The sequence below is a fragment of the Stenotrophomonas sp. SBJS02 genome (genome assembly GCF_020428325.2).
GTDB classification, from domain to species: domain Bacteria; phylum Pseudomonadota; class Gammaproteobacteria; order Xanthomonadales; family Xanthomonadaceae; genus Stenotrophomonas; species Stenotrophomonas africana.
The window spans coordinates 1,001,339-1,025,075 of sequence record NZ_CP109812.1 but is presented as its reverse complement, the minus strand read 5'-3'; the positions used below and the strand labels follow the sequence as shown (position 1 = coordinate 1,025,075).

24 protein-coding genes, 2 tRNA genes and 1 pseudogene are annotated in these 23,737 nt (G+C 67.1%); 7 read left to right on the top strand and 20 right to left on the bottom strand.

Annotated elements, in window-relative coordinates:
- Positions 1–44: 44 nt before the first annotated feature.
- From FQS62_RS04730 to FQS62_RS04665, 14 genes and pseudogenes are all read right to left on the bottom strand, one after another.
- Positions 45–119: transfer RNA gene (locus tag FQS62_RS04730), tRNA-Val, on the bottom strand.
- 133 nt (positions 120–252) lie between these two features.
- Positions 253–606: a PilZ domain-containing protein gene (locus tag FQS62_RS04725; RefSeq protein ID WP_049444084.1), complete on the bottom strand. Its 354-nt coding sequence runs from the start codon at positions 604–606 to the stop codon at positions 253–255.
- Complete coding sequence (locus FQS62_RS04720) at positions 603–1,559, bottom strand: DNA polymerase III subunit delta' (protein ID WP_049444083.1); 957 nt, start codon at positions 1,557–1,559, stop codon at positions 603–605. Before FQS62_RS04720 ends, FQS62_RS04725 begins: the two co-directional genes overlap by 4 nt.
- A pseudogene (tmk, locus tag FQS62_RS04715) lies at positions 1,556–2,222 on the bottom strand (dTMP kinase). The gene FQS62_RS04720 and the pseudogene tmk overlap by 4 nt, the downstream one beginning before the upstream one ends.
- On the bottom strand, positions 2,219–3,280 hold the full coding sequence (mltG, locus tag FQS62_RS04710) for an endolytic transglycosylase MltG (RefSeq protein WP_049444077.1): 1,062 nt from the start codon (positions 3,278–3,280) through the stop codon (positions 2,219–2,221). The pseudogene tmk and the gene mltG overlap by 4 nt, the downstream one beginning before the upstream one ends.
- 139 nt (positions 3,281–3,419) lie before the next feature.
- Positions 3,420–4,784: an aminodeoxychorismate synthase component I gene (locus FQS62_RS04705; protein WP_049444075.1), complete on the bottom strand. Its 1,365-nt coding sequence runs from the start codon at positions 4,782–4,784 to the stop codon at positions 3,420–3,422.
- A gap of 214 nt (positions 4,785–4,998) precedes the next feature.
- Complete coding sequence (gene fabF / locus FQS62_RS04700; protein WP_049444073.1) at positions 4,999–6,261, bottom strand: beta-ketoacyl-ACP synthase II; 1,263 nt, start codon at positions 6,259–6,261, stop codon at positions 4,999–5,001.
- Positions 6,262–6,404: 143 nt separating this feature from the next.
- A complete protein-coding gene (acpP, locus tag FQS62_RS04695) occupies positions 6,405–6,644 on the bottom strand; it encodes an acyl carrier protein (RefSeq protein ID WP_005408313.1) in 240 nt (79 codons plus the stop codon).
- A gap of 152 nt (positions 6,645–6,796) precedes the next feature.
- Entirely contained in the window at positions 6,797–7,540 is a 744-nt protein-coding gene (fabG, locus tag FQS62_RS04690; RefSeq protein WP_005408312.1) for a 3-oxoacyl-ACP reductase FabG, read from the bottom strand.
- A gap of 82 nt (positions 7,541–7,622) precedes the next feature.
- Positions 7,623–8,567, bottom strand: a complete 945-nt coding sequence (gene fabD, locus FQS62_RS04685; protein WP_049444071.1) for an ACP S-malonyltransferase — start codon at positions 8,565–8,567, stop codon at positions 7,623–7,625.
- 240 nt (positions 8,568–8,807) lie between these two features.
- A complete protein-coding gene (locus FQS62_RS04680) occupies positions 8,808–9,590 on the bottom strand; it encodes a BUD32 family EKC/KEOPS complex subunit (RefSeq protein WP_208043900.1) in 783 nt (260 codons plus the stop codon).
- Positions 9,591–9,667: 77 nt separating this feature from the next.
- On the bottom strand, positions 9,668–10,645 hold the full coding sequence (locus tag FQS62_RS04675) for a beta-ketoacyl-ACP synthase III (protein ID WP_014646186.1): 978 nt from the start codon (positions 10,643–10,645) through the stop codon (positions 9,668–9,670).
- A 91-nt stretch (positions 10,646–10,736) separates the two neighbouring features.
- Positions 10,737–10,931, bottom strand: a complete 195-nt coding sequence (gene rpmF, locus FQS62_RS04670; protein ID WP_004154640.1) for a 50S ribosomal protein L32 — start codon at positions 10,929–10,931, stop codon at positions 10,737–10,739.
- 107 nt (positions 10,932–11,038) lie between these two features.
- On the bottom strand, positions 11,039–11,548 hold the full coding sequence (locus FQS62_RS04665; protein ID WP_049444067.1) for a YceD family protein: 510 nt from the start codon (positions 11,546–11,548) through the stop codon (positions 11,039–11,041).
- Positions 11,549–11,661: 113 nt separating this feature from the next.
- Between FQS62_RS04665 and FQS62_RS04660 the strand changes: the two genes are divergently transcribed.
- Positions 11,662–12,231 carry a Maf family protein gene (locus tag FQS62_RS04660; RefSeq protein WP_049444065.1) on the top strand — a complete coding sequence of 190 codons (570 nt, stop codon included), beginning with the start codon at positions 11,662–11,664 and terminating at the stop codon, positions 12,229–12,231.
- Positions 12,232–12,332: 101 nt separating this feature from the next.
- On the opposite strand, the gene FQS62_RS04655 is transcribed toward FQS62_RS04660, so the two are convergent.
- Positions 12,333–14,168, bottom strand: coding sequence for a glycosyltransferase family 39 protein (locus tag FQS62_RS04655; protein ID WP_057501947.1), 1,836 nt, complete (start codon positions 14,166–14,168; stop codon positions 12,333–12,335).
- A gap of 42 nt (positions 14,169–14,210) precedes the next feature.
- On the opposite strand from FQS62_RS04655, the gene FQS62_RS04650 reads away from it, so the two are divergent.
- From FQS62_RS04650 to FQS62_RS04635, 4 genes are read left to right on the top strand one after another with little or no spacing between them, the layout of a single operon-like run.
- A complete protein-coding gene (locus FQS62_RS04650) occupies positions 14,211–15,164 on the top strand; it encodes an AAA family ATPase (protein WP_154348590.1) in 954 nt (317 codons plus the stop codon).
- Positions 15,165–15,196: 32 nt separating this feature from the next.
- A complete protein-coding gene (locus tag FQS62_RS04645) occupies positions 15,197–16,111 on the top strand; it encodes a DUF58 domain-containing protein (protein ID WP_170935804.1) in 915 nt (304 codons plus the stop codon).
- A complete protein-coding gene (locus tag FQS62_RS04640) occupies positions 16,104–18,053 on the top strand; it encodes a transglutaminase TgpA family protein (RefSeq protein WP_208043899.1) in 1,950 nt (649 codons plus the stop codon). The genes FQS62_RS04645 and FQS62_RS04640 overlap by 8 nt, the downstream gene beginning before the upstream one ends.
- Positions 18,050–18,577, top strand: coding sequence for a Slp family lipoprotein (locus tag FQS62_RS04635; protein ID WP_005408301.1), 528 nt, complete (start codon positions 18,050–18,052; stop codon positions 18,575–18,577). The genes FQS62_RS04640 and FQS62_RS04635 overlap by 4 nt, the downstream gene beginning before the upstream one ends.
- 80 nt (positions 18,578–18,657) lie before the next feature.
- Here the strand turns inward: FQS62_RS04635 and FQS62_RS04630 are convergent, their stop codons facing one another.
- The 4 genes from FQS62_RS04630 to dnaX form a co-directional block, all read right to left on the bottom strand.
- Positions 18,658–19,017: a histidine triad nucleotide-binding protein gene (locus FQS62_RS04630; protein WP_010483842.1), complete on the bottom strand. Its 360-nt coding sequence runs from the start codon at positions 19,015–19,017 to the stop codon at positions 18,658–18,660.
- Between the two features lie 66 nt (positions 19,018–19,083).
- The gene (gene recR, locus FQS62_RS04625) at positions 19,084–19,683 is read right to left on the bottom strand and encodes a recombination mediator RecR (protein WP_057501949.1); all 600 of its coding nucleotides are present in this window, start codon (positions 19,681–19,683) and stop codon (positions 19,084–19,086) included.
- Between the two features lie 111 nt (positions 19,684–19,794).
- Positions 19,795–20,115 (bottom strand): YbaB/EbfC family nucleoid-associated protein, encoded by a 321-nt coding sequence (locus FQS62_RS04620; protein ID WP_010483846.1) that lies wholly within the window; start codon positions 20,113–20,115, stop codon positions 19,795–19,797.
- 6 nt (positions 20,116–20,121) lie between these two features.
- Positions 20,122–22,176, bottom strand: a complete 2,055-nt coding sequence (gene dnaX / locus FQS62_RS04615; protein WP_208043898.1) for a DNA polymerase III subunit gamma/tau — start codon at positions 22,174–22,176, stop codon at positions 20,122–20,124.
- A 144-nt stretch (positions 22,177–22,320) separates the two neighbouring features.
- Here dnaX and FQS62_RS04610 point away from each other — a divergent pair.
- A tRNA-Ser gene (locus FQS62_RS04610) sits at positions 22,321–22,413 on the top strand.
- Between the two features lie 128 nt (positions 22,414–22,541).
- Here FQS62_RS04610 and FQS62_RS04605 read toward each other — a convergent pair.
- Complete coding sequence (locus FQS62_RS04605; RefSeq protein ID WP_226053557.1) at positions 22,542–22,952, bottom strand: DUF3592 domain-containing protein; 411 nt, start codon at positions 22,950–22,952, stop codon at positions 22,542–22,544.
- A 337-nt stretch (positions 22,953–23,289) separates the two neighbouring features.
- Between FQS62_RS04605 and FQS62_RS04600 the strand changes: the two genes are divergently transcribed.
- Complete coding sequence (locus FQS62_RS04600; RefSeq protein ID WP_208043917.1) at positions 23,290–23,733, top strand: GNAT family N-acetyltransferase; 444 nt, start codon at positions 23,290–23,292, stop codon at positions 23,731–23,733.
- Positions 23,734–23,737: the final 4 nt, after the last annotated feature.

Genomic DNA, 23,737 nt, shown 5'->3' with positions numbered 1-23,737 from the left:
CAAGGCCGGCTTCTTCATATCACCTGAAAAGTCAGGGATTTATTTGGTGGGCGGTACAGGGATCGAACCTGTGACCCTTGCCGTGTGAAGGCAATGCTCTACCGCTGAGCTAACCGCCCGGTGTGTTGCTGAGCCGCTCATTATAGGGGCTTTTCAGAGGCCGTCAACAGTTTTTCACATTCGTGTTCACGGCTGTCTTCGGGCAACGGCAGCCGAGCATGGCTCGGCTCTACAGGACCGTGCCGCGCCGCTTCACATCGTATGGGTCGGCTTGTCCGAGCCGGTCAGGCCGGCCAGCAGGGTCTCGATCTTGTGGCGCACGCCCTCGCCTTCGGTACCATCGGCCAGCTGCACGCCGATGCCGGCGGTGCGGTTGCCCTGCGCGCCGGCCGGAGTCACCCAGATCACCTTGCCGGCCACCGGCAGGCGCTCGCTGGAATCGGGCAGGGTCAGCAGCAGGAACACCTCGTCGCCCAGGAAATAGCGCTTGGGCGTGGGCACGAAGATGCCGCCGTTCTTCACGAACGGCATGTACGCGCTGTACAGCGCGGCTTTGTCCTTCACAGCCAGGGACAGGATGCCCTGGCGGGCGTTGCTGGCACTCATCGATTTCCCCTTGCGGCAGGCCGCTCGTTCACCTTGTTCCAGGCCAGCAGCAACTCGACCACCGCAAGGTCTGCACGCACCGTGGTGCGCAGCAGGTCGCGGGTGCGGTTGGCCGCATCGAACCAGGCTGCAAGCTTGTGCAATCGCTCCGGCGTGGTCAAGGCATCGGTGCTGGCCTGGGCCAGCGCCAGGTCTGCGGCAAAGCGAAGGCGCAGCGCCGCGTTGTCATCACCGCACCACTTCTGCGCCAGCTCCACCGCACCGGCCTTGCCGGCGGCCAGCTGCTCCAGATCTCGACCGACTTCGCGGCGCAGGCTCAGGCCGTCTTCGCGCAGCCAGTTGTCGGCCTGGCCGGGATGGCCGCGCGCAGCCTCCAGCGCTTCGCGCGCCGATGCTTCGCTGTGGCCCTGCTGCTGCAGCCAGGCCAGCGCTTCGTGCTGCGGCGGCAGCTTGAATTCAAGGCGCTGGCAGCGGCTGCGGATGGTCTGCGGCAGGCGTGCCGGGTCGCTGCTGATCAACCACAGGTAGCGGCCGGGCTGCGGCTCTTCCAGTGTCTTCAGCAGCGCATTGGCGGCCGAGCGGTTGATCGCATCGGCCGGGTCGACGATCACCACCTGCGCCACGCCGTACTGCGGGGTCAGCGCCAGCTTGTCGGTGATCTCACGCACCTGCTCGATGACGATCTCGGTGCGCAGCTTGTCGCCGCTCTTGTTCGGAATGAAGCTGACCAGCTGCAGGTCCGGATGGGTACCGGCGGCGATCAGCTGGCGCGTGCGCGTGGCATGCGCGGCATCACCGCGCGCCAGCACGTGGTCGGCCAGCGCCAGTGCCACCTCGCGCTTGCCAAGCCCAGACGGGCCGCAGATCAGCAGGCCATGACCGAGCCGACCGGCATCGAGCGCGGCGACCGTCTGATCGAACGCGCGCTGCTGCCACGGCGAGAAACGGCTCATGCGCTCTCCCCGTCCTGCAGCCAGTGCTCGACACGCGCGACCACATCAGCGGCGACGCGTTCCTGCACCTGGCCAGCGTCGATCAGGGCGAACCGCTGCGGGTCCTGCTGTGCGCGGCCGCGGAACACTTCGCGCACGCGCTGGAAGAAATCGTCCTGCTCGCTCTCGATGCGGTCCGGCCACAGGTCACGGCCATTGGCGCGTGCGCGGCCTACTGCCACGTCCACGTCCAGCAGCAGGGTCAGGCCCGGCAGCAGGCCCACCGCGCGGCGTTCCAGGTCGGCAATCCACTGCGGATCAAGGCCACGGCCCCCCCCCCTGGTAGGCGTAGCTGGAATCGGTGAAGCGATCGCTCAGCACATAGGCACCGCGCTGCAGCGCCGGCTGGATCACCTGGCGCACATGCTGCGCGCGTGCAGCGAACACCAGCAGCAGCTCGGCTTCGGCGCTGAGCGGTTCGGCGGCGATCTCGGCATCGGGCTTCAGCACCAGGCCGCGGATACGCTCGGCCAGCGGCGTACCGCCCGGTTCGCGGGTGAGTACCACCTCATGACCGTGGCTGCGCAGGCAGTCACGGATGGCATTGATGGCGGTGGTCTTGCCCGCGCCCTCGCCGCCTTCCAGGCTGACGAAACGCGGGTGGCGAAGCAGCGCGGGACTCATTGCGCCGGGGTCTCCTGGGTACGTTGCTGGCGCAGCTGCTGCAGGTAGCGGGCCACTGCGGCGTTGTGCTGGTCCAGGCTGGGCGAGAACACGTGCGCGCCACTGCCATCGCCCACGGCGACGAAGTACAGCGCGTCGCCCGCTGCGGGTTGCGCGGCCGCCATCAGCGCATCGCGGCTGGGCATGGCGATCGGGGTCGGGGTCAGGCCGGCACGGGTATAGGTGTTGTACGGCGTATCGGTGGTCAGGTCGCGGCGGCGGATGTTGCCGTCATACGCCGCACCGATGCCGTAGATCACGGTTGGGTCGGTCTGCAGGCGCATGCCGATCTTCAGGCGGCGCATGAACACGCCGGCAATCTGCGGACGCTCAGTGGCCAGCGCGGTTTCCTTCTCGATGATCGACGCCATCGTCAGCAGTTCGTACGGCGTGTTGATCGGCAGGTCCGGCGCACGGCTTTCCCAGGCTTCATCCAGCGCCTTTTCCATTGCGGCGTAGGCGCGCTTGAGCACGTCCAGATCGCTGTCGCCACGCTGGTAGACGTAGGTCTCCGGCAGGAAGCGGCCTTCCGGATGCTGGCCACCAAACCCGAGACGCTGCATGAGCGCGGCGTCATCGAGGCTGTCGGTGGTGTGCAGCAACGGCTCGGCGCGCTTGAGCGCGGCACGCAGCTGGCGGATGTTCCAACCCTCCACGATGGTGACCCGGTGCTGCAGCACCTTGCCGGCGCGCATGCGCAGCAGCAGCTCGCGCGGGGTCAGCTCGCCACTGAGCGCGTACTCGCCCACTTTCAGCTTGCCGGCGGCATCAAGCTGGCGCGCCAGCAGCTGCCACTGCGCGTCCTGGCCCTCGTCCACGCCGGCCTCGCGCAGCTTGCGCAGCACCGTGTTCATGCCATCGCCACTGGCGATGACCATGCTCTCGGCGGACGGGGTGATCGGGGCATCGGCGAACCGGGTCTGCTGGTAGAAGAACCACGCGCCCGCGCCGGCCACGACGGCGGCCAGCACCACCACCAGCGTTACCACGAACAGACACCCGCGCTTGGCTCCCGCCATGGACTACCTCTGAACTCGATTCCGTCGTGCAGGATACCGTGCCGGTGGATTGGGGTCATGATCGGGGCCACACACCCGTGCCGACCAACGGTCGGCACCCACCAGAACACTGGCACCCACCGAAGTCGAACCGGCCGGATCAGCCCTGCTGGCCCAGCGCGCGCAGCAGGCCGCGGGCCTTGGCGCGGGTCTCGTCCAGTTCCTTGTCCGGGTCCGAATCAACCACGATGCCGGCGCCAGTGCGGAAGCTCACCTCGTGGCCATCCACTTCGGCGGTGCGGATCAGGATGTTCAGGTCCAGGTCGCCATCGCGGTTCAACCAGCCGAACGCGCCGGTATAGGCACCGCGCGGCACCCGCTCCAGCTCGCTGATGATCTGCATGCAGCGCACCTTGGGGCAGCCGGTGATGGTACCGCCCGGGAAGGTCGCGGCGATCACCTCGCCCGGGGTGACCTCGGGGCGCAGGTGGCCGCTGACGTTGCTGACGATGTGGTGCACATGCGCGTAGCTCTCCACGGTCATCAGCTCATCGACCACCACGGTGCCGGGCAGGCAGATACGGCCCAGGTCGTTGCGCTCCAGGTCGATCAGCATCACGTGCTCGGCACGCTCCTTCGGGTGGCCGACCAGCTCCTGGATGCGCGCGGCATCATCGTCCCCCTCGAAGCGCGGACGCGTGCCGGCAATCGGACGGGTCTGCGCGTGGCCGGCATGCACCGACACCAGCCGCTCCGGCGAGGAACTGACCACATGGCGGCCATGGGCGCTGAACAGGCCGGCGAACGGTGCCGGGTTGGCACGGCGCAGCTGCGCGTACAGCGCCTGCGGGCTGACCGGCGCAGCGAACTGCGCGCTCCAGCGCCGCGACAGGTTCACCTGGAACACGTCGCCGGCACGCAGGTACTCGATCACCCGGCGTACGCCGTCGGTGAAGCGCTGCGGCGCATCCTCGCCCACCAACTGCGGCGGCTGCCAGCCCTGCCCGGCTTCGGGCAGCGCGACCGAGGCCAGTGCTACCAGCGCATCCAGCAACGCCTGCTCGTCGGCTTCGGCGATGACGAAGCTGGCATCGTTGTGGTGGTCATGCAGCACCGCCGCCGGGCAGCGCAGCGCCAACGCGGTCGGGCGGCCGTCCGCGCGCGCACGCGCCGGCAGCACCGGTTCGATCTGGCTGGCCAGTTCGTAATCCAGCATCAACGCCCAGCCGCCGCGGAACGGCAGGCTGTGGCTGCCGTCATGCGGCAGGCGTTCGCGCTGCCAGGCACGGTCCATCACCTGCAGGAAGCTGCCGGCGTGGACCGCATCGTGCTGGTCGCGCACCCGGCCATCGGCATCCAGCCGCAGACAATCGCCCTGCGCGGCCAGCAGCAGGCTCCAGCGGCCCTGGGCGGTGCCCGAGGCGGTGGACTCCATCAGCAGCGGGAAGCGCGCCGGGTCGTGCTGCTGCAGGGCCAGCAGGTCGATCGGGTGCGGCAGCGGGTGGATCAGCGGGGCGTGGGTCATGGCGGCCAGTTCGGGGATTCAGATGCACGGAAGCCGCCTTGCGGCGGCTCCGTGGTGCACGGCGTTGATCCGTTTGTCGGATTGCCGATAGGTAGAGTCGACTGTCAGTCGACTGCTTTCCCATCAACGATCACCGCGGCGGATCGAAAGGCAGTCGACTAACAGTCGACTCTACCAATGCGACGTCGAGCATGGCGCGACGTCGCAACACCGGTCAGACCCGCTTGAAGATCAGCGTGCCGTTGGTGCCGCCGAAGCCGAAGCCATTGGACATCACCACGTCCACCTTGGCCTGGCGTGCTTCGTTGGGCACGTAGTCCAGATCGCAGCCTTCGCCCGGCTGCTGCAGGTTGATGGTCGGCGGGATGACGTTGTCCTGCAGCGCCATCACCGAGAAGATCGCTTCCACGCCGCCGGCAGCGCCCAGCAGGTGGCCGGTCATCGACTTGGTGGAGCTGACCATCATCTTGTAGGCGTGGTCGCCGAAGGCGGTCTTCATCGCCATGGTCTCGCCCAGGTCGCCCAGCGGCGTGGAGGTGCCGTGCGCGTTGAGGTAGCCCACCTGCTCCGGGCTCACGCCGGCGTCCTTCATGGCCATGACCATGCAGCGCGCGGCGCCTTCGCCGTTCTCGCTCGGCGCGGTCATGTGGTACGCGTCGGAGCTCGCGCCGAAGCCGGCCAGTTCGCAATAGATCTTCGCACCACGGGCCTTGGCGTGCTCGTACTCTTCCAGGATCAGGATGCCGGCGCCGTCGCCCAGCACGAAGCCGTCACGGTCCTTGTCCCACGGGCGCGAGGCCTGTTCCGGAGCATCGTTGCGGGTGCTCATGGCCTTCATCGCGCAGAAACCGCCCACGGCGGTCGGCGACGAGCCACGCTCGGCACCACCGACCACCATCACGTCGGCATCGCCGTACTGGATCATGCGCATCGCGGTACCGATCGAGTGGTTCGAGGTCGCGCACGCCGAGACCGCCGAGAACGACGGACCCTTCAGGCCGGTGATGATGCTCAGCTGGCCCGGCAGCATGTTGATGATGGTCTTGGGCACGTAGAAGGGCGAGATCTTCTTGCCCTCGTGGAACTCGATGGTCTGCTCTTCGATGCCAAGCAGGCCGCCGATGCCGGCGCCGACGATGGCGCCGATGCGCTCGGCATTGGCGTCGGTGATCTCCAGGCCCGAGTCGTGCAGGGCCATGAACGAGGCACCGAGGCCGTAATGGATGAACGGGTCCATCTTCTTGGCATCCTTGCCGCTGACCCGGAATTTGCCGAACAGTTCATTGTCGGCGGTGATGTCGAATCCCTTGACCTCACCTGCAATCTTGGTGGTGAACCGGTCCAGGTAGGCATCAGAAACGTTGGTCAGCGGACCGATGCCCGAACGACCATGGGTGATGCCTTCCCAGCTGCTGGCCAGATCATTGCCCAACGGCGAGACGATACCCAGGCCGGTTACGACGACGCGACGCTTCATTGCTGTTTCTCCTGACCCGGATGATTTCTACGGGTAACTCGGTTTGCTTCGATGTGATGCCCAAACACACGGGGCCGCAACAGCGGCCCCATGGGGTGCGGTGCGCGGCGAGGATCAACCCGCGCGCGCACTGCCGTCTGACATCAGGCCTTGACGTGGGCCTTGACGTAGTCGATGGCGGCCTGCACGGTGCTGATCTTCTCGGCTTCTTCGTCCGGGATCTCGCACTCGAATTCTTCTTCCAGGGCCATCACCAGCTCGACGGTGTCCAGCGAGTCAGCGCCCAGGTCATCGACGAACGATGCGCTGTTGGTGACTTCTTCTTCCTTGACGCCAAGCTGTTCGACGACGATTTTCTTGACGCGTTCTTCGATGGTGCTCATGGGATCTCGCTCCAGATGGAGTTGTGGTTCAAAAGTGGTCGCCATCAAAGGCGATGGCCGTGGGATAGTGTAGTGGAAACCGGCGCGGCCTTGCATTGCAGCAAAAACCTCAGCAGATCAACCACTTGCGGCGCAATCCCTGCGCCCCTTGCTTACGGCATGTACATGCCGCCGTTCACATGGAGGGTTTCGCCGGTGATGTAACCGGCAGCCGGGCTGGCCAGGAAGGCCACCGCATGGGCGATGTCTTCCGGCGAACCCAGGCGTTCGAGGGCGATGTCGTTGATCAGCGCGGTACGCGCTTCTTCCGGCAACGCCTTGGTCATGTCGGTGTCGATGAAGCCAGGAGCGACCACATTGACGGTGACACCGCGCGAACCGATTTCCTTGGCCAGCGACTTGCTGAAGCCGATGATGCCGGCCTTGGCGGCCGCGTAGTTGGCCTGGCCGGCATTGCCGGTCACGCCCACCACCGATGCGATGTTGATGATGCGGCCCTTGCGCGCCTTCATCATGCCGCGCATCACCGCCTTGCTGGTGCGGAACACGCTGGTCAGGTTGGTGTCGATGATCGACGCCCAGTCCTCATCCTTCATGCGCATCAGCAGATTGTCGCGGGTGATGCCGGCGTTGTTGACCAGGATCGAGATCGGGCCGAATTCCTTGGCGATGCCGTCCAGCACGCTGTCCAGCGCGGCAGCGTCGGTCACGTTCAGTGCGCGGCCATGGCCACCGTGGGCGGCCAGGCGCTCACCGATCGCAGCAGCACCGGATTCGGTGGTGGCGGTGCCGATCACGGTGGCGCCCTGGGCGGCCAGAAGATCGGCGATGGCGGCACCAATGCCACGGCTGGCGCCGGTGACGAGTGCGATTTCACCCTGCAGGGGCTTGCTCATGATGTTTTCCTCAGGCTGGGGCGGCCGCCGCACCCGTGCCGCTTGCAGCGGCCACCGGTACGGTCGGCAGGAACAGGGGGTATCAGGCCGACCATGCCTCGCGGGCGCCTTCGAAGTCGCCCGGCGTGGCCAGTGAACGGCCATCGATGGCCTTGTCGATGCGCTTGACCAGGCCAGTCAGCACCTTGCCCGGGCCGCACTCGGCAACCTGGGTGATGCCACGGGCGGCCAGCGCCTGCACGCAACCGGTCCACTGCACCGGCTGGTACAACTGCTGCACCAGTGCGGTGCGGATCGCGTCAATGCCGTCATGGACCTGGGCATCGACGTTCTGCACCACCGGCAGCTGCGGCGCGTGCCAGTTCAGGCCGGCCATCACTTCGGCCAGACGGTTGGCGGCTTCGCGCATCAGCGGGGTATGCGAGGGCACGCTGACGGCCAGCTTGACCGCCTTGCGCACGCCCTTCCCGGCCAGCAGCGCCAGCGCGCGGTCGACTGCATCGGCGTCGCCACCGATCACGATCTGGCCGGGCGAGTTGAAGTTGGCCGGCACCACCACCTGGCTGCCTGCGGCTTCGGCGCAGACGTCCAGCACCAGCTGGTCCTCGGCGCCAAGCACCGCAGCCATGGCGCCGACGCCAGCCGGAGCGGCTTCCTGCATCAGCTGGCCGCGCAGGCGCACCAGGTGCGCACCGTCATGCAGGCTCAGCGCGCCAGCGGCAACCAGTGCGGTGTATTCGCCCAGGCTGTGACCGGCCAGCACCGACGGACGCGGACCGCCGACGGCGTTCCAGGCGCGCCACACGCCGATGCTTGCGGCCAGCAGGGCCGGCTGGGTGTATTCGGTACGGTTGAGCATTTCCTCCGGGCCGCCCTGGGACAGCGCCCACAGGTCGACGCCGGCACCATCGGATGCCTCGGTGAAGGCGTCCCGCACCTGCGGGTGCAGTTCGGCCAGCTCGGCCACCATGCCCACAGACTGCGAGCCCTGGCCGGGGAAGACAAAAGCGAGGGTGGATACGGTCACGCGGTCATCCGCTTGTTGCAATCGAAGCGGCCCATGATAAGGGGGAACATGCCGTGTCGTCTGTACGTGCGCGTATGCACGCGTATGGAGCGCGGCCGCGGGACAACCCGGCATCCGGCGCGGTGTCCCCGCCCAGGTAGCGTCGACTGTTAGTCGACTGCCCCTCGATCTGCCCCTGAAAACCCGCGCTGCGCGCGGATGTCGACCAACAGTCGACTCCACCGCAGCGCGAACCTGCCATCAGCAGAACAGTTGCAGGACGTCCAGGTCGCCGTCGGTGAGGAAATCCACGCACAGGCCGACCAGCAGCAGCACGCCAGCGGTGCTGGCGCCGTGGGCAATGAAGATGGAATGGGCCAGCGCGCGCGCTGAGCGGCCCAGCTTCATGCACACCCGGGCCAGGCTGCGCAGGCGGCCACTGACTGCGTGCACGTGCTCGCGCACCGGCGCCTGGGCATCGCCCATCGCCTCGGCCATCATCGCCTGCAGCTGCTCCGGGCGGTCGGCGTAGTACTTGGCCACACCGTAGCCGAACATCAGCCAGTCGCGGGCCTGCGCTTCGGACAGATCCATCACTTCCAGCGGATCTTCCTCGAAGTCGATGAAGCCCACCTGCTGCCCATCCCAGGTGAGGTTGCGCGGCAGCGGCTGGCCGAAATACGCGCCGCGTCCATGCGCCTCGGCGATGGCCTGCATCGCCGCCATCACCAGCCGGTCGCGACCGGCCTCATCGGCCTGGCGCAGGCAGGTATTGAACGAATTGCCGTTGTCGCCGATCACCAGCGCGGCATGGCCGGTGCCCAGCACGTCGGGCACGTTCACGCCCTGCGCCTGCAGTTCCCCCAGGCGACGGGCCTCGGTTTCGCGTGCCGCATCACCGCCGCGGTGCGGTGGCGGGCGCAGGGCATCGAGATGGAAACGGCGGGCAACAAAATTGAGCAGGCCCAGGGCCAGTGCTCGGCTTCCCTTACCGTACTGCTTCAGCCAGGCACGTTGCCCTTCGATGACGATGGGCTCAACCATGACAGGTCCTCCTTAAAACGCGTTACGGCCCCAGAGGGGCCGCAACGACAGACTTCACGTTGTCGTAACTTGCACTATCAATAGCGCAGCAGGGCCGAACCCCACGTGAAGCCACCGCCGAAGGCCTCCAGCAACAGCAGCTGGCCACGCTCGACCTTGCCGGACCGCACGGCCGCATCCAGCGCCAGCGGCACCGAACCGGACGAGGTGTTGCCATGCTTGTCGACCGTCACCACCACCTGGTCCATCGACATCTCCAGACGCTTGGCGGTGGCTTCGATGATGCGCAGGTTGGCCTGGTGCGGGATCAGCCAATCCAGGTCGGATTTGTCCAGGCCGTTGGCGGCCAGGGTCTCGTCCACGACCGAGTCCAGCGCCTTGACGGCGTACTTGAACACGTCGTTGCCCTTCATGTTGATGGTGCCACCACCGTTGGCGCCGTCCTTGAAACCGGTCGAGACGCCGACCGGGTTCCACAACAGCTCCTTCTTGCTGCCGTCGGCATGCAGGTGGGTGCTGAGGATGCCGGTGTCTTCGTCGGCCTTGAGCACGACAGCGCCGGCGCCATCGCCGAACAGCACGCAGGTGGTGCGATCGTTCCAGTCGACCATGCGGGTCAACGTTTCAGTGCCGATCACCAGCACGTGCTTGCAGTCGCCGGAGCGGATGAATTTGTCGGCCACGCCCAGCGCGAACACGAAGCCGGAACAGGCTGCGTTGACGTCGAAGGCGGGGCACCCGGCCACACCGAGCTTGGCCTGGATCAGGCACGCGGTGGACGGGAAAATGAGATCAGGAGTGGTCGTGCCGACCACGATCATGTCGAGCTGCGAGGCATCGATGCCTGCGGCTTCAAGCGCCCGCAGGGCGGCGTTGTAGCCAAGGTCGCTGGTGGTTTCGCCTTCGGCCGCGATGTGCCGTTCACGAATTCCGGTGCGCGACTGGATCCACTCATCCGAGGTTTCGACCATTTTTTCCAGGTCGGCATTGGTCAGGACTTTTTCCGGCAAATAGCTACCGGTGCCCGCGATCCTCGAATAGATCCGCTTGCTCATCATGTTTCCTGTTGCGCGGGCCGCCGATCACCGGCACGCCCGGGAAAGAAGGCAAAGGCCGCTGCCCGGGGGCAGCGGCCTTCCCGGCACATCAATCTTCTTCGACGGCCGAGGTCTTGGTCTGGATGACCTTCTTGCCGCGGTAGAAACCATCGGCAGTGATGTGGTGACGCAGGTGCACTTCGCCGGTGGTCGGGTCGGTCGACAGCTGCTTGGCGCTCAGGGCGTCATGGGCACGACGCATGCCGCGGCGGGACGGGGTGACACGGGATTTCTGCACAGCCATGGGATTGCTCCAAACTCGGTTCGTTTTGCTTCGTCGTATCGTCGCGCAGGACGCCAGCGCCCAGCACACTTTCGCTTTCGCCGCAGCCGCCGACGACAATCCGGCTGCTATTGTTTCTTCAGTGCTGCCAACGCCGCAAACGGGTTGGCCTGCTTCGTTTCTTCTTCGCTCGGCGCCCAGTCCTTGTCGACTGCTTCGCCATCGGGCGACAGCGGCACAACCGGCACTGCCAGCACCAACTCGTCCTCGACCAGATCCAGTGGACGCAGCTGGCCGTCTTCCGGCACCAGCAACGCCTCGTACTCCTCCGGCAGGGACGATTCCTCGTCCTCGTCGCGGATCAGGCCAAGCCTCTGGGTCATCTTCACCGGCAACAGGAATCGCTGCATGCTGCGCTGACAGGTCAGCGGCAACGCGGTATCGATGGTCAGTTCCACATAGGATACCCGCAAGACGTCGTCGCGACCGAATTCAAGCGAGTAATTGCACTCACCTTCGGTATCGGCGACCAAGCCCTGCAGGCGGGTCAATTCAGCCAGGGAGACCTGACCGTCGAAGCGCCTTCGCGCTACAACCATCCGCCAGGCATCCAGCGTTTCGGGCACGTTCGCGGACATAAGCCGCTGAATACTAAGGATCGGGGCGGCAGCTGTCAAATGCCCGCCATACAGGACTTGCTGCTGGCGCCGCGCACGGGCCAGACTGCCGCGCCCTGCCCCGGAATTCTCGCATGTCACTGGTCCTGGCCTCCACCTCCCGCTACCGGCGCGAACTGCTGCAACGGCTGGGCCTGCCTTTCGAGTGCGCCAGCCCGGAGGTGGATGAAACCCCGTTGAACGGCGAAGCGCCGCTGGCCCTGGCCACGCGACTGGCCGCCGCCAAGGCCGCCGAGGTGGCTGCCCGGCATCCGGGCGCCTGGGTGATCGGCTCGGATCAGGTGGCGGATCTGAACGGCCAGTCGCTGGGCAAGCCCGGCACGGTCGAGGCCGCCTGCGCACAGCTGGCAGCGATGTCCGGGCAGACCGTGCGCTTCCATACCGCCGTCTGTCTCAGCGGGAATGGAGATTCATTCACGGCCCTCGACCTGACCGAAGTACGGTTCCGCGTATTGGAACGGGATGAGATCACCCGTTACGTCGCCACCGAACAGCCGCTGGACTGCGCCGGCAGCTTCAAGTGCGAGGGCTTGGGCATCAGCCTGTTCGAGGCGATCGACAACCGCGACCCGACCGCGCTGATCGGCCTGCCGTTGATCGCGGTGTGCGGATTGCTGCGGCAGGCCGGGTACGCGGTGCCGTGAACTGTAGAGCCGAGCCCATGCTCGGCTGCTTTTTTCGAGGCTGCCTGCCATCTGAATCAGAAGCAGCCGAGCATCGGCTCGGCTCTACAGGACCAGAGGACTCAACGAACCTCGAACGGCTGCTCCTGCCACACCTCTACGCTGCCATCGCGGCCGAACAGGCGCAGGCCCAGCCAATGCCTCCCAGGTGCCAGCGTCGTCGTGTCCAATGAGGCATCGAAGCCGACGGCGGGATGCTGCGGATCGGTGCTGTCCGGCCAGGTCTGGCGCACATCGAAGGCGCGCCCATAGCGCGCATCACCGATCGAGCGGCCATCGACCAGCACTTCAACCCGTGCCAGCCCGACACCGTCCTTGAACGCCCAGCCCTTGATGGCAAGCGTGCCGGACACCTTCTCGCCAGCACCGGGTGCATCCAGCCAGGCCATCGCCGGGGTCACGCATGGCCCGGGAGCGCGCTGCACCGGCAGCCGGAACAGCAGGAAGCGCTGGAAGCCATGGTCACTGCTGACCACCCGCGGCGCCGGCAACGGCCCCACCTGTTCGCAGATGGCGTGATAGCGCGCCAGCAGATCGCGGTAGCGCTGGTCACTGGGTGACAGCACCAGCAGCATCGGTGCCGAACGCTCGCCCTCATGCAGCAGGCCCCACTGCGCCAGCTGCGCGGTGCGCCCATGCTTGTCATTGAGCGGATGCGGCAGCACCTCGATGTTGCCATTGCCCAGCTGGAAACCGAGTTCGGCACCGACCTTGAAGTTGCCGGCCAGCACGCGCGTCCCTTCCGGCATCTGCCGCAGCTCTTCGTGGACCGCGACAGCCAGTGGTTGCCAACCGGCGAAATTGCGCGGGTAGTACTTGCTGCCGGCCAACTCTTCACGCAACGAAGGCGTGGACGCCATCAGGTAGTAGCCGAACGCGAGCACCATGCCTGCGCCCGCCAGCCACCAACCGGTGCGCCGCAGCCAGCGCGGCCACCCGTTGAGCACCACCGGCACCGCCACCAGCAGCGCCAGGTAGCCCGGCAGCGGCCAGTGGAAACTGATGCGCTCGACGTCGGTGAAGAAGCCCAGCAGGAAGATGCCCAGGGTGGATACGCCCCCCACCAGCCCGAAGTAGCGCCACTGCACGCGCGCGCCACCGCCGCTGCGGGTACCGGCGAGCGCCACCTTCCACATCGCCATGCACAGGATCGGGGTGACCAGCATCGGCTGGATCACCAGGAACCACAGCCCACCCCACTCGAATGTCCAGGGATGGCGCTCGACCACCTGGAACTTCAGGCCGGCATCGTGGTTGTCTGCATTCCATGCCAGCAGCGGCAGCCACGCCAGCACGCCCACCGCCAGTGCAACCCACACGCGTGGGTCACCCAGCATGCGCCGCCCCTGCGGCAGCGCCAGCAGCGCAATGAAACCGACGCCGATGACACCAATGAAGCGATAGTGGCTGAGCGCACCGATCGCCAGGCCCAGCGCAAGCTTCATGGCCGATGATGCGTCGACGTTGTGCAACAGCCGCGCACCTGCATGCAGACAGATCGCAGCTGCCAGGGCCATCGGCACATCCGGCACTGCCAGCAGGCCCAGCGTCGCCGACAACGGCATCAGCAGCGTGAGGCTGCCCGCCTGCCAACCCGCCACATTGCCGAACCAGCGGGTTGCGGTGCGCACCACCAGCAACGGCAGCAGCGCGCCGATGGCCAGGAACGGCAAGCGCAGGGCGAGTACATGATGGCCACCAATCTCCACGCCCAGCCGGGCCAGCCATGCAGTCAGCCCGGGCAGATCCGAATACGCAGCCGCCAGGTGCTGACCTTCCTGCCAATAGAAGGCCTCATCGACGAACAGCGGCAGGCGCGCAGCCACCACCAGTTTGGCCGCTGTGACCAGCGTCCATAACCAGAGAAATATCGTTCGTGCGCGCTGTTCGCCTTGCATTGCTCTATGGATAATCGAGTGGATTCCAGATCTGAGACGATCATGACAGCCTCGCCCCCCAATCCCAGCATGCTAACCGATCAACTGCGTCAGGCCCTGCGGGAGGCACAGGATCAGGTAAATGCACTGGTACTGGGCAAGGTGCCGGAAGTCAGGCTGGCTTTCGTCGCCCTGCTTTCCGGCGGCCATCTGCTGATCGAGGATCTGCCCGGTCTGGGCAAGACCACGCTGGCGCACGCACTGGCCAGCAGCCTCGGCCTCAGCTTCCAGCGCGTGCAGTTCACCTCCGATCTGCTGCCTGCCGATGTACTGGGCGTCTCGGTATACGAAGCCGGCAGCCGCCAGTTCCAGTTCCATCCAGGGCCGGTGTTCACCCACGTGCTGCTGGCCGACGAGATCAACCGTGCGCCGCCGCGCACGCAGAGCGCGCTGCTGGAGGCGATGGCCGAACAGCAGGTGACCCTGGATGGGCAGACCCACCCCCTGCCCGATCCCTTCTTCGTGATCGCCACGCAGAACCCGGTGGATCTGTCCGGCACGTTCCCGCTACCGGATTCGCAGCTGGACCGCTTCCTGCTGCGGCTGGCGATGGGCTACCCCAGCGTACAGGCCGAGCGCGAACTGCTGCGCGGCACCGATCGCCGCGATCTGATCGCGCGTGCCGTACCGAAGCTGGATGACACCCAGGTGCGCGCGCTGCGCGACGCAGTGAACCACGTGCATGCCAGCGACGCGCTGATCGACTACGTGCAGGCGCTGCTGACCCGCAGCCGCCAGCACGCCGGCGTGCGCGTGGGCCTGTCGCCGCGTGCCGGTCTGGCCCTGCTGCGCGCGGCCAAGGCGCACGCACTGCTGTTGGGGCGCGGCCATGTAGTGCCCGAGGATGTGCAGACCCTGTTCGTGGCGGTAGCGGGCCATCGCCTGGTGGCCGAGGCCGAATCCAGCTCGGGACCGGCACTGGCACGCGCGATCCTGCAGACCGTTGCGGTCGACTGAGCGTGGCCACGCGCTGGGCACGACTGCAGCTGATGGCTCGCCCTCGCAGGCCCGAAGCGCTGCCGCAGCGGCTGGACCGCCACCGCATCTACGTACTGCCCACCCGCTTCGGGCTGTTCGTCGCCACCCTGCTGGCAGCGATGCTGCTGGGCGCGTTGAACTACAACAACAACCCGGCCCTGCTGCTGGCCCTGCTGCTGGCGGCCGCAGCGATCGCCAGTGCCATCGCCGCGCACCTGCAACTGTCCGGCGTGCAGATCGACGCCATCTCCGCCGAGCCGGTTCCCGCCGGGCAACCGCTGCGGCTGCGCGTGGACCTGTCACTGCGCGATCCCCGCGCACGTCACGGCCTGCACCTGCAGCTGGGCGGCAGCGAGGCCTGGACCCCACTGCCTGCACACGGCCGTGGCGAAGTAGAGCTGGAGGTGCCCAGCGAGCGCCGCGGCTGGCTGGAACTGCCACGCATCCGCCTGTCCACTACGCAGCCGCTGGGGCTGGTGCGGGCATGGTCATGGGTATGGCCGGAACAACCGCTGCTGGTCTATCCACTGGCCGAAACGCTGAGCCCTGCGCTACCGGAGAGTGGCAACGATCCGCTGCATACACGCGCCCATGCCAGCGGCGAAGAGCTGCACCAGCTGCGGCCGTACCGCGCAGGCGATGCACCGCGCAGTATTTCGTGGAAGCACTCGGCGCGCCGCGACAGCCTGCTGGTGCGCGAGTACGAAAAGCCGATCGGCATCGAAGTCATCCTGGACTGGCGCACGCTGGCGCCGTTGGGCCATGAAGCACGCATCGCGCGGTTGGCGCGCTGGGTGGATATGGCCGAGCGCGAAGGCCGCCGCTACACCCTGCTGCTGCCGGCACATCCCCCCTTCGGCCCCGGCCAGGGTGCCAGCCACCATCACCTGTGCCTGCGCGCGCTGGCGTTGATGCCGCATGACTGAGTCCCCTCTCCTGCTTGACCGCACTGCCCGCACCTGGACCCTGGCCAGCGCGGCGCTGGCGCTGTTGCCATTGCTGCTGCAGCTGCCACCACTGCTGGCTGGCGTGATCGCGCTGGCGGCAATCATCACCGCCGCCCTGTCGTGGCGAAGGCAGTTGCCAATGCCGGTGCGCCTGCTGCTGGTACTGGCCATGCTTGCCGCCATCGTCTGGCAGATGGGCATGGTGCGCCCAGGGCGCGATACCGGTTGCGCGCTGCTGGCGGCGATGCTGGCGATCAAGTCCAGCGAGCTGCGCAGCCTGCGTGATGCCCGCAGCCTGCTCGGCTTCGCTCTGTTCTCGCCGTTTGCGGCGTTTCTGCTCGACCAGGGGCCGCTGACAACAGCACTGGCCGCACTGGCCGGGGTCAGCGCATTGCTCGCCCTGCAACGCCTGGCCCAGGATGAAGGCCACGCCGGCCGCCTGCCGCTGCGCGGGCAGCTGCGCGGTGTCGGCCGCCTGCTGGCGATCGGCCTGCCGCTGGCATTGGCCTGCTTCTGGCTGTTCCCACGCCTGGCAACGCCGCTGTGGGGTGTTCCCGAGCGCGCCGTCGGCACGCCGGGGCTGTCCGACAGCATGGAACCCGGCCAATGGCTGGACCTGATGGCCGATGACACCCCGGCGCTGCGCGTGCAGTTCTTTGGTGCTGTGCCCGAGCCGGCACAGCGCTACTGGCGCGGGCCGGTGCTGACCGCCTTCGATGGCCGGCGCTGGACGCGCGACCGGGCCAGCGCGCGACGTCCCGCCGCAGTGGTCGACGCCGGTGCGCAGGGCTGGGACTACCAGATCGACTACGAGCCCACAGACCGCCGCCAGCTGGTGGCGCTGGACCTGCCCAGCCGTGCCCCAGCAGGCAGCACGCTGGACGCGGACATGAGCCTGAGCAGTGAACGCTCGCTGGCCTCGCTCAGCCGCTGGCGACTGCATTCGGCGCCGCCGCAGCGCTTCGACAGCGCGCTGTCGCCCTACCTGCGCCGCGCCACGCTGCAGCTGCCCGCCGGCTTCAATCCACGTACGGCAACCCTGGCCCAGCAATGGCGGCAGGATGCCGGCGGCGATGACGAGGCCATCGTCCGCCGCGCGCTGCAATGGATCACCACCGATTTCTCCTACACGCTCGAAACGCCGCCGGCAGGGCGCGATCCGGTTGACGAGTTCCTGTTCGGCTACAAGGCCGGCTTCTGTGAACACTTCAGCTCGGCCTTCGTGGTGCTGATGCGCAACGCCGGCGTCCCGGCGCGGGTGGTAACCGGTTTCGCCGGCGGTACCCGCAACCGTATTGGCGACTACTGGGTGGTGCGGCGGATGGATGCCCACGCCTGGGCCGAGGTGTGGCTGCCACAGCGCGGCTGGGTACGGGTCGACCCGACCGCCGCCGTGGCACCGGAACGCATCCTCGACACACTCGACGACCGCCTGCAGGCCGGCACCAGCAGCCCGTTGCAGCAGCGCTGGCTGCAGCTGGGGCAGATGGGCGACTGGCTGCGCCGCGGCTGGAACGATCTGGTGCTGTCCTTCGACGCGCGCCGCCAGCAGCAACTACTCAAGCCGTTCGGGCTGGATGACCTCGGGCCCGGACAGCTGGTCGCCGGCTTTGTGATCGCTGCGTTGCTGGCACTGGCGTGGATGGCCTGGCTGTTGGCCCGTGGCGAGCGCGAACGTGATCCGCTGCTGCGTGCCTGGCATGGGCTGGGCCGGCGCTATGCCCGCCTCGGGTGGGCCCGGCGTCCCCACGAAACCGCAGGGGACTGGGCACACCGGGTGCATGCCCAGCATCCCGATCCGGCCCTGCTCACGCTCAGCCAGCGTTTCGCTGATGCGCGTTACGCTGGAACTTGCACCGACCTCGCTTCATTATTGCGGGACCTGCGCAGGCATCGCCCGACTTCCGGAGCCTCCCCATGAACACCAAGTTCCTCCTCACCGCTGTGGCCACGCTGGCCCTGTCGGCCTGCGCCACGGCCCCAAAGCCGCTGCAGGGACAGTTCAGCCTGGTCTCCCCGCGCGACTCGGTCGCCACCCAGCAGGTCGGTACGCCGGTCCGTTGGGGCGGTCGCATCATCGAAACCAAACCCGGCCAGGGCGAGACCTGCTTCCAGATCATCTCGCGCCCGCTCAATGGCAGTGGCCGTCCGAACACCACCTCGTCCGACGCCAGCGACGGCCGCTTCATCGCATGCCGTGCCGGCTTCTATGACCCGGCCGTGTTTGAGGCCGGCCGCGACGTAACCTTCATCGGCAAGATCGACGGCTACCAGAACACCCGCATCGGCGAGTACGACTACCGCCTGCCGAAGCTGTCGGCCGATGTGATCTACCTGTGGCCGGAACAACGCCAGGTCGATGTGGTGCCCTACCCCTATGGCCCGTGGGGCCCGGGCCCGTATGGCCCGTACTGGGGTGGTTACGGCCGTTGGGGCTGGTGGTGATCACCCCCGCACAGGCGTGACGGAAAAGGCCGCCCTCGGGCGGCCTTTCTGCATCCTGTGGATCCTTGCGGTGCGCAGGCTCAACGCCCCGGGGTACCGAAGTGCCCCAGCGACGCACCAGCCAGCAGGTGCATGTGGATATGGAACACGGTCTGCCCGGCATCCTCGCGGCAGTTCATCACGATGCGGTAGCCGTCCTGAGCGAAGCCCTCGCGGCGCGCGTACTCGGCGGCAGCCAGCGCCAGCTTGCCGATCAGGTGCGCCTGCGACGGCTGCAGGTCGTCCAGGGTCGGGATGATCTCGTTCTTCGGAATGAACAGCACGTGCACCGGCGCCTGCGGTGCGATGTCCTTGAAGCCGAGCACCTCGTCATCCTCGTAGACGATGGTGGCCGGGATCTCGCGACGGATGATCTTGCTGAAGAGGGTTTCGTTGCTCATGGTCGGCCTCGGCGGGGATGTCTCCCGCATTGTAGGCCGCGCACACCCGGACATGCCGGCCGTTGCTCAATCGCGGAATTCGCTGCGCGTCCCGAACGCGTGCGACAGCGTGCCGCGATCGACGTACTCCAGCTCTCCACCGAGCGGCAGGCCCTGCGCCAGGCGGCTGGGCTGCACCTTGCGTGCACGCGCCAGCTGCGCCAGGTAATGTGCGGTGGCTTCACCTTCGACGGTGGCACTGGTGGCGATGATCAGTTCCTGCACCTCGCCTTCGGCCAGGCGCCGCTCCAGCTGCTCCAGGCCCAGTTCGCGCGGGCCAATGCCATCGAGCGGCGACAGGCGGCCCTGTAGCACGAAGTAGACACCGCGGAAACCGGTGGCGTTTTCGATGGCCAGGCGGTCGGCCGGCGATTCGACCACGCACAGCTGGCTGCGCTCGCGACTGCTGTTGGCACAGGTCGGGCACAGCTCGGTTTCGCTGAAATCGCGGCACTGCGCGCAGTGGCCGATTCGCTCCACCGCCAACGCCAGCACCTCGGCCAGGCGCTGGCCACCTTCGCGCTCGCGCTCGAGCAGGTGATAGGCCATGCGCTGCGCCGTCTTCTGGCCTACGCCAGGCAGCACCCGCAGTGCATCGATCAATTGTTCAAGCAGGGGTGCGGACACGGCGGCATGCTTTGATGGCGTCGAGCAGGCTCGACGGCTACGTGTAGAGTCGAGCCATGCTCGACTGAGGGTTGCAGCGGGCGCCTGCAGCAACAGGCGCCCCGCCGAACATCAGAACGGCAGCTTCATGCCCGGCGGCAGCTGCATGCCGGCGGTGGCCGAACCCATCTTCGACTTCGACTCGGCATCGATCTTGTTCGAGGCATCATTGAAGGCGGCGGCGATCAGGTCTTCCAGCATCTCCGGGTCGCTGGCCAGCGACGGGTCGATGCGCACCTTGCGGCATTCCTTGGCGCCGGTCAGGGTCACGCTGACCATGCCGCCACCGGCGCTGCCGGTCACTTCGATCCTGGCGATTTCTTCCTGGGCCTTCTGCAGGTTTTCCTGCATCTTCTGGGCCTGCTGCATCAGTTGGGCGATGTTTCCGCGCATGGTGTCTTACTCGTCAAAAGAACGGATGGAATCGGAAACAACCCGGGCACCGTGCTGTTGGATCAGCACCTGCACTTCCGGATCGTCCATGAAAACAGTCTCTGCCACCTGCTGCCGCTCGCCACGCTGGCGATCGGCACGCTGGTGCAGGGTCTCGGCCGGAACGTGCTCGGTTTCCACGGTCTCGACCACGATCTTCGGCGCCTGGCCGAGGGCCTTCTCCAGCATCTCCCCCAGGGCGGCCAGCGCGCGCTCCGAGCGCAGGTATTCAAATCCGGGCGAAAGGCCCAGTTTCAAGGTCCCGTGCTGGCAACTGATGAAGGCAGCGTTGGCCGCCAGCTGCCGCGACGGGCCGCTCAGGCCACTGTTGGCGACCAGATCCAGCCAGTCCTCGGCACTGGCCAGATCGCTGACACCTTCCAGCGGCGCAGTCTCCTGCACTGGCGCGGGCTCGGCCGGCGCGATGGCAATGCCTTCGGTGCGGAACGGGCGCTCGGACGGTGCAGGCTCGCTGGGAGCCGCGACGGGAGCTGGCGGTTCATGCCAGGGCGCCACCATGGCGGCGTCCGGCCCAGCCATCTCGGCTGCCAGCGCCTCGTCACGCGCCTCTGCTTCGTCGGTGGCCCACGGCGGCAGGTCGTCGCCCGCTTCTGCTTCAACGGACGGCGGCGCTGCGGCTTCGACCTTCACCGGCGGCGGTGACACCGGCTCTTCCACCGGGACCGGCTCGGGCTCCGGCGTCGGCTCAGGATCGGGTTGCGGGACCGGCTCAGGTTCGGGTTCAGGTTCGCGCGGCGCGGCCTGCACCGGAGCGGCCACCTGCGCCGCCACAGTCGGGCTTGCCGAAGCGGCGGCAGTCGCCGGCGTCGCTTCGTGGGTACCCGCACCGCTGCCATCACCGGCAACATGGCCGCCCGGCACATTGCCTGCACCCTCCACCGATTTTGGCACCGGCGGGACCGCCGTGGCCGGACGGAAAGCCAGCATGCGCAGCACGGCCATTTCAAAGCCCGCGCGCGGGCTCGGCGCCAACGGCAGGTCACGGCGGCCGTTCAAGGCCATCTGGTACCAGAGCTGCACCACTTCCGGGCGCAGGCGTTCGGCGAATGCTGCGGCATCCAGGCCTTCGGCAGCCGCTGCGGCACCCGGTACCAGCTGCTGCACCTGGATGCGGTGCAGGCCTTCGGCCAGCGCTTCCAGTACGCCACTCCAGTCCGGCGAGAATTCGGCCAGCGCGGCCACCACCTGCAGCAGGCGCGGGCCATCGCCGTCAGCCAGCGCATCGAGCATCGCCGCCACCTGGGTGCGATCGACCGTGCCCAGCATGGTGCGCACCACGTCCTCGCGCAGCGCGCCGCCGGCATAGGCAATCGCCTGGTCCAGCAGCGACAGGCCGTCGCGCAGGCTACCGTCAGCGGCCTTGGCCAGCTGCACGATGGCACTGCCGTCGGCTTCGATCTCCTCGGCCGCCAGGATGCGGGTCATCTGGCCCTGGATCTGGTCTTCGTCCAGGCGCTTGAGGTTGAACTGCAGGCAGCGGCTGAGCACGGTAACCGGCAGCTTCTGCGGATCGGTGGTGGCCAGCAGGAACTTCACGTGCTCCGGCGGTTCTTCCAGCGTCTTCAGCAGCGCGTTGAACGCCGCCTTGGACAGCATGTGCACTTCGTCGATCAGGTAGACCTTGTACTTGCCACGTGAGGGCATGTACTGCGCGTTCTCGATCACCTCGCGCACGTCATCCACACCGGTGTTGGACGCGGCGTCGATTTCCAGCAGGTCGATGTAGCGGCCGGCGTCGATGTCCAGGCAGGCCGCGCACTGGCCGCACGGGTCGGCGCTGGTGCCCTGCTCGCAGTTGAGCGACTTGGCGAAGATGCGCGCGATGGTGGTCTTGCCCACGCCGCGGGTGCCGGTGAACAGGAACGCGTGGTGGACCCGGCCGCTGTCCAGCGCATTGCTGAGCGCACGGACCACGTGTTCCTGGCCCACCAGCTCGGCAAAACGCTTCGGACGCCACTTGCGGGCAAGGACGAGATAGGACATCAGGCCACCGTTTTCCATCGGATGTTCCATTGTGCCATGCCTGTCCAGCCCCCTCGCCTCCGGCACAGCTTTCGCAGGTTCCTGGCCGGGGTGCTTGTGAAGTGCCGCGCAGCCCGCTAGAATCTGCGCCCCTGCTGAGGCGTTTGCCGATGGCAGGGATCCGGAGAGGTGTCCGAGTGGTTGAAGGAGCACGCCTGGAAAGTGTGTAAGCGTCTAAACCGCGCTTCGGGGGTTCGAATCCCCCTCTCTCCGCCAGATAAATGAAGAAGCCGCCCAATGGGCGGCTTTTTTTATTTGGCTGGCGGTACTACCGAACTGAACAGGCCCTGCCGCCGGGGCAGGTCCAACGATCCGCCCGGCGACAGCGCGCGATCCGCTGCGAGTTACCTGCGCCGGAGCAGTCCCCGCACGCAGACGCCGACGAACGCCAGCCCCAGCAGCATCCACACGACCGTCATTCCCCACAGCGCACCGAACGTATCCAGGACCGGCTCCAGGCGCGGTTGCGCCGGATCGTACAGCACGCGTACCGGCTGTCCAGGCTCATAGCCGAAGATCATGCCGCCCTGCGGGTAGGAGACGCGTTGGCCGGTCGCGGTGGTGAACGCGATCTGCGGATGCGATCCGCCCGCGTTCAGGCGCTCGACCTGGCCATCGACGGCCTGCGCGATCTGCAGGAACTCAAGGCGATGCGTCACTTCGAAGGCGGCCACGGCAAGCATCAACAGCCCCACCGCGCCAAACAGCAGACCGCGCATGACCTGGGCGGTCCGGGAAAGAGAAGGGTCGGGCATCGCTGGGCAGCTCCGTTGCAGGCAGGAAGACGAATGGGGCCGGCGGATCCTGCCGCGCGGTCAGTCCCACGTGTCGAAAGCATAGCCCAGAAGCCGCCGCGCCCCGCTGCACGCCATCGCGGCCGCATGCGCCTCGCCACCGACGCACCCGTCTGGTACGGGCGCCTGTGTTCCGCACAGTCATCGAGTTGGGCGAAATCATCCGTGAGAAGATCGACTCCGCTCCACGCACCTTGGAACACTTCGGCGCCCCCTACGGCCTCGTCGTGCGATACCCCTTGTGAAGGACAACGTCTGGACGGTTGAAATGCGCCCGGGCAACGCCATGGCATTTTCCATGAACCTCCGCCTCTACCGCCCCGCCGATGCCAGCGCTTGCCTGTCGATTTTCGACAGCAACGTGCCCACCTACTTCGCGCCCGAAGAGCGCAGCGACTTTGAGCGCTTCCTGCAAGAACAGGCCATGGACTGTGCATTCCAAGTCATCGAGCGAGATGGCAGCATCGTGGCCTGTGGCGGCCTGTCGCGACGCGGCGACGGCAGTGCGGGTTTCTGCTGGGGCATGGTGCAGCGCGCGCTGCACCGGCATGGACTGGGCCGGGAACTGGCGCTGGCACGCCTGCGCCAGGCTGCAGCGGATCCCTCGATCAAGCGCATCGCGCTCAGCACCAGCCAGCACACCCAAGGCTTCTATGCCGGCCTGGGCTTCCAGGTGACGCGGATCGTGCCCGATGGCCACGGCGCCGGGATCGATGCCGTGGAGATGGAGCGGAGGTTCTAGCCCT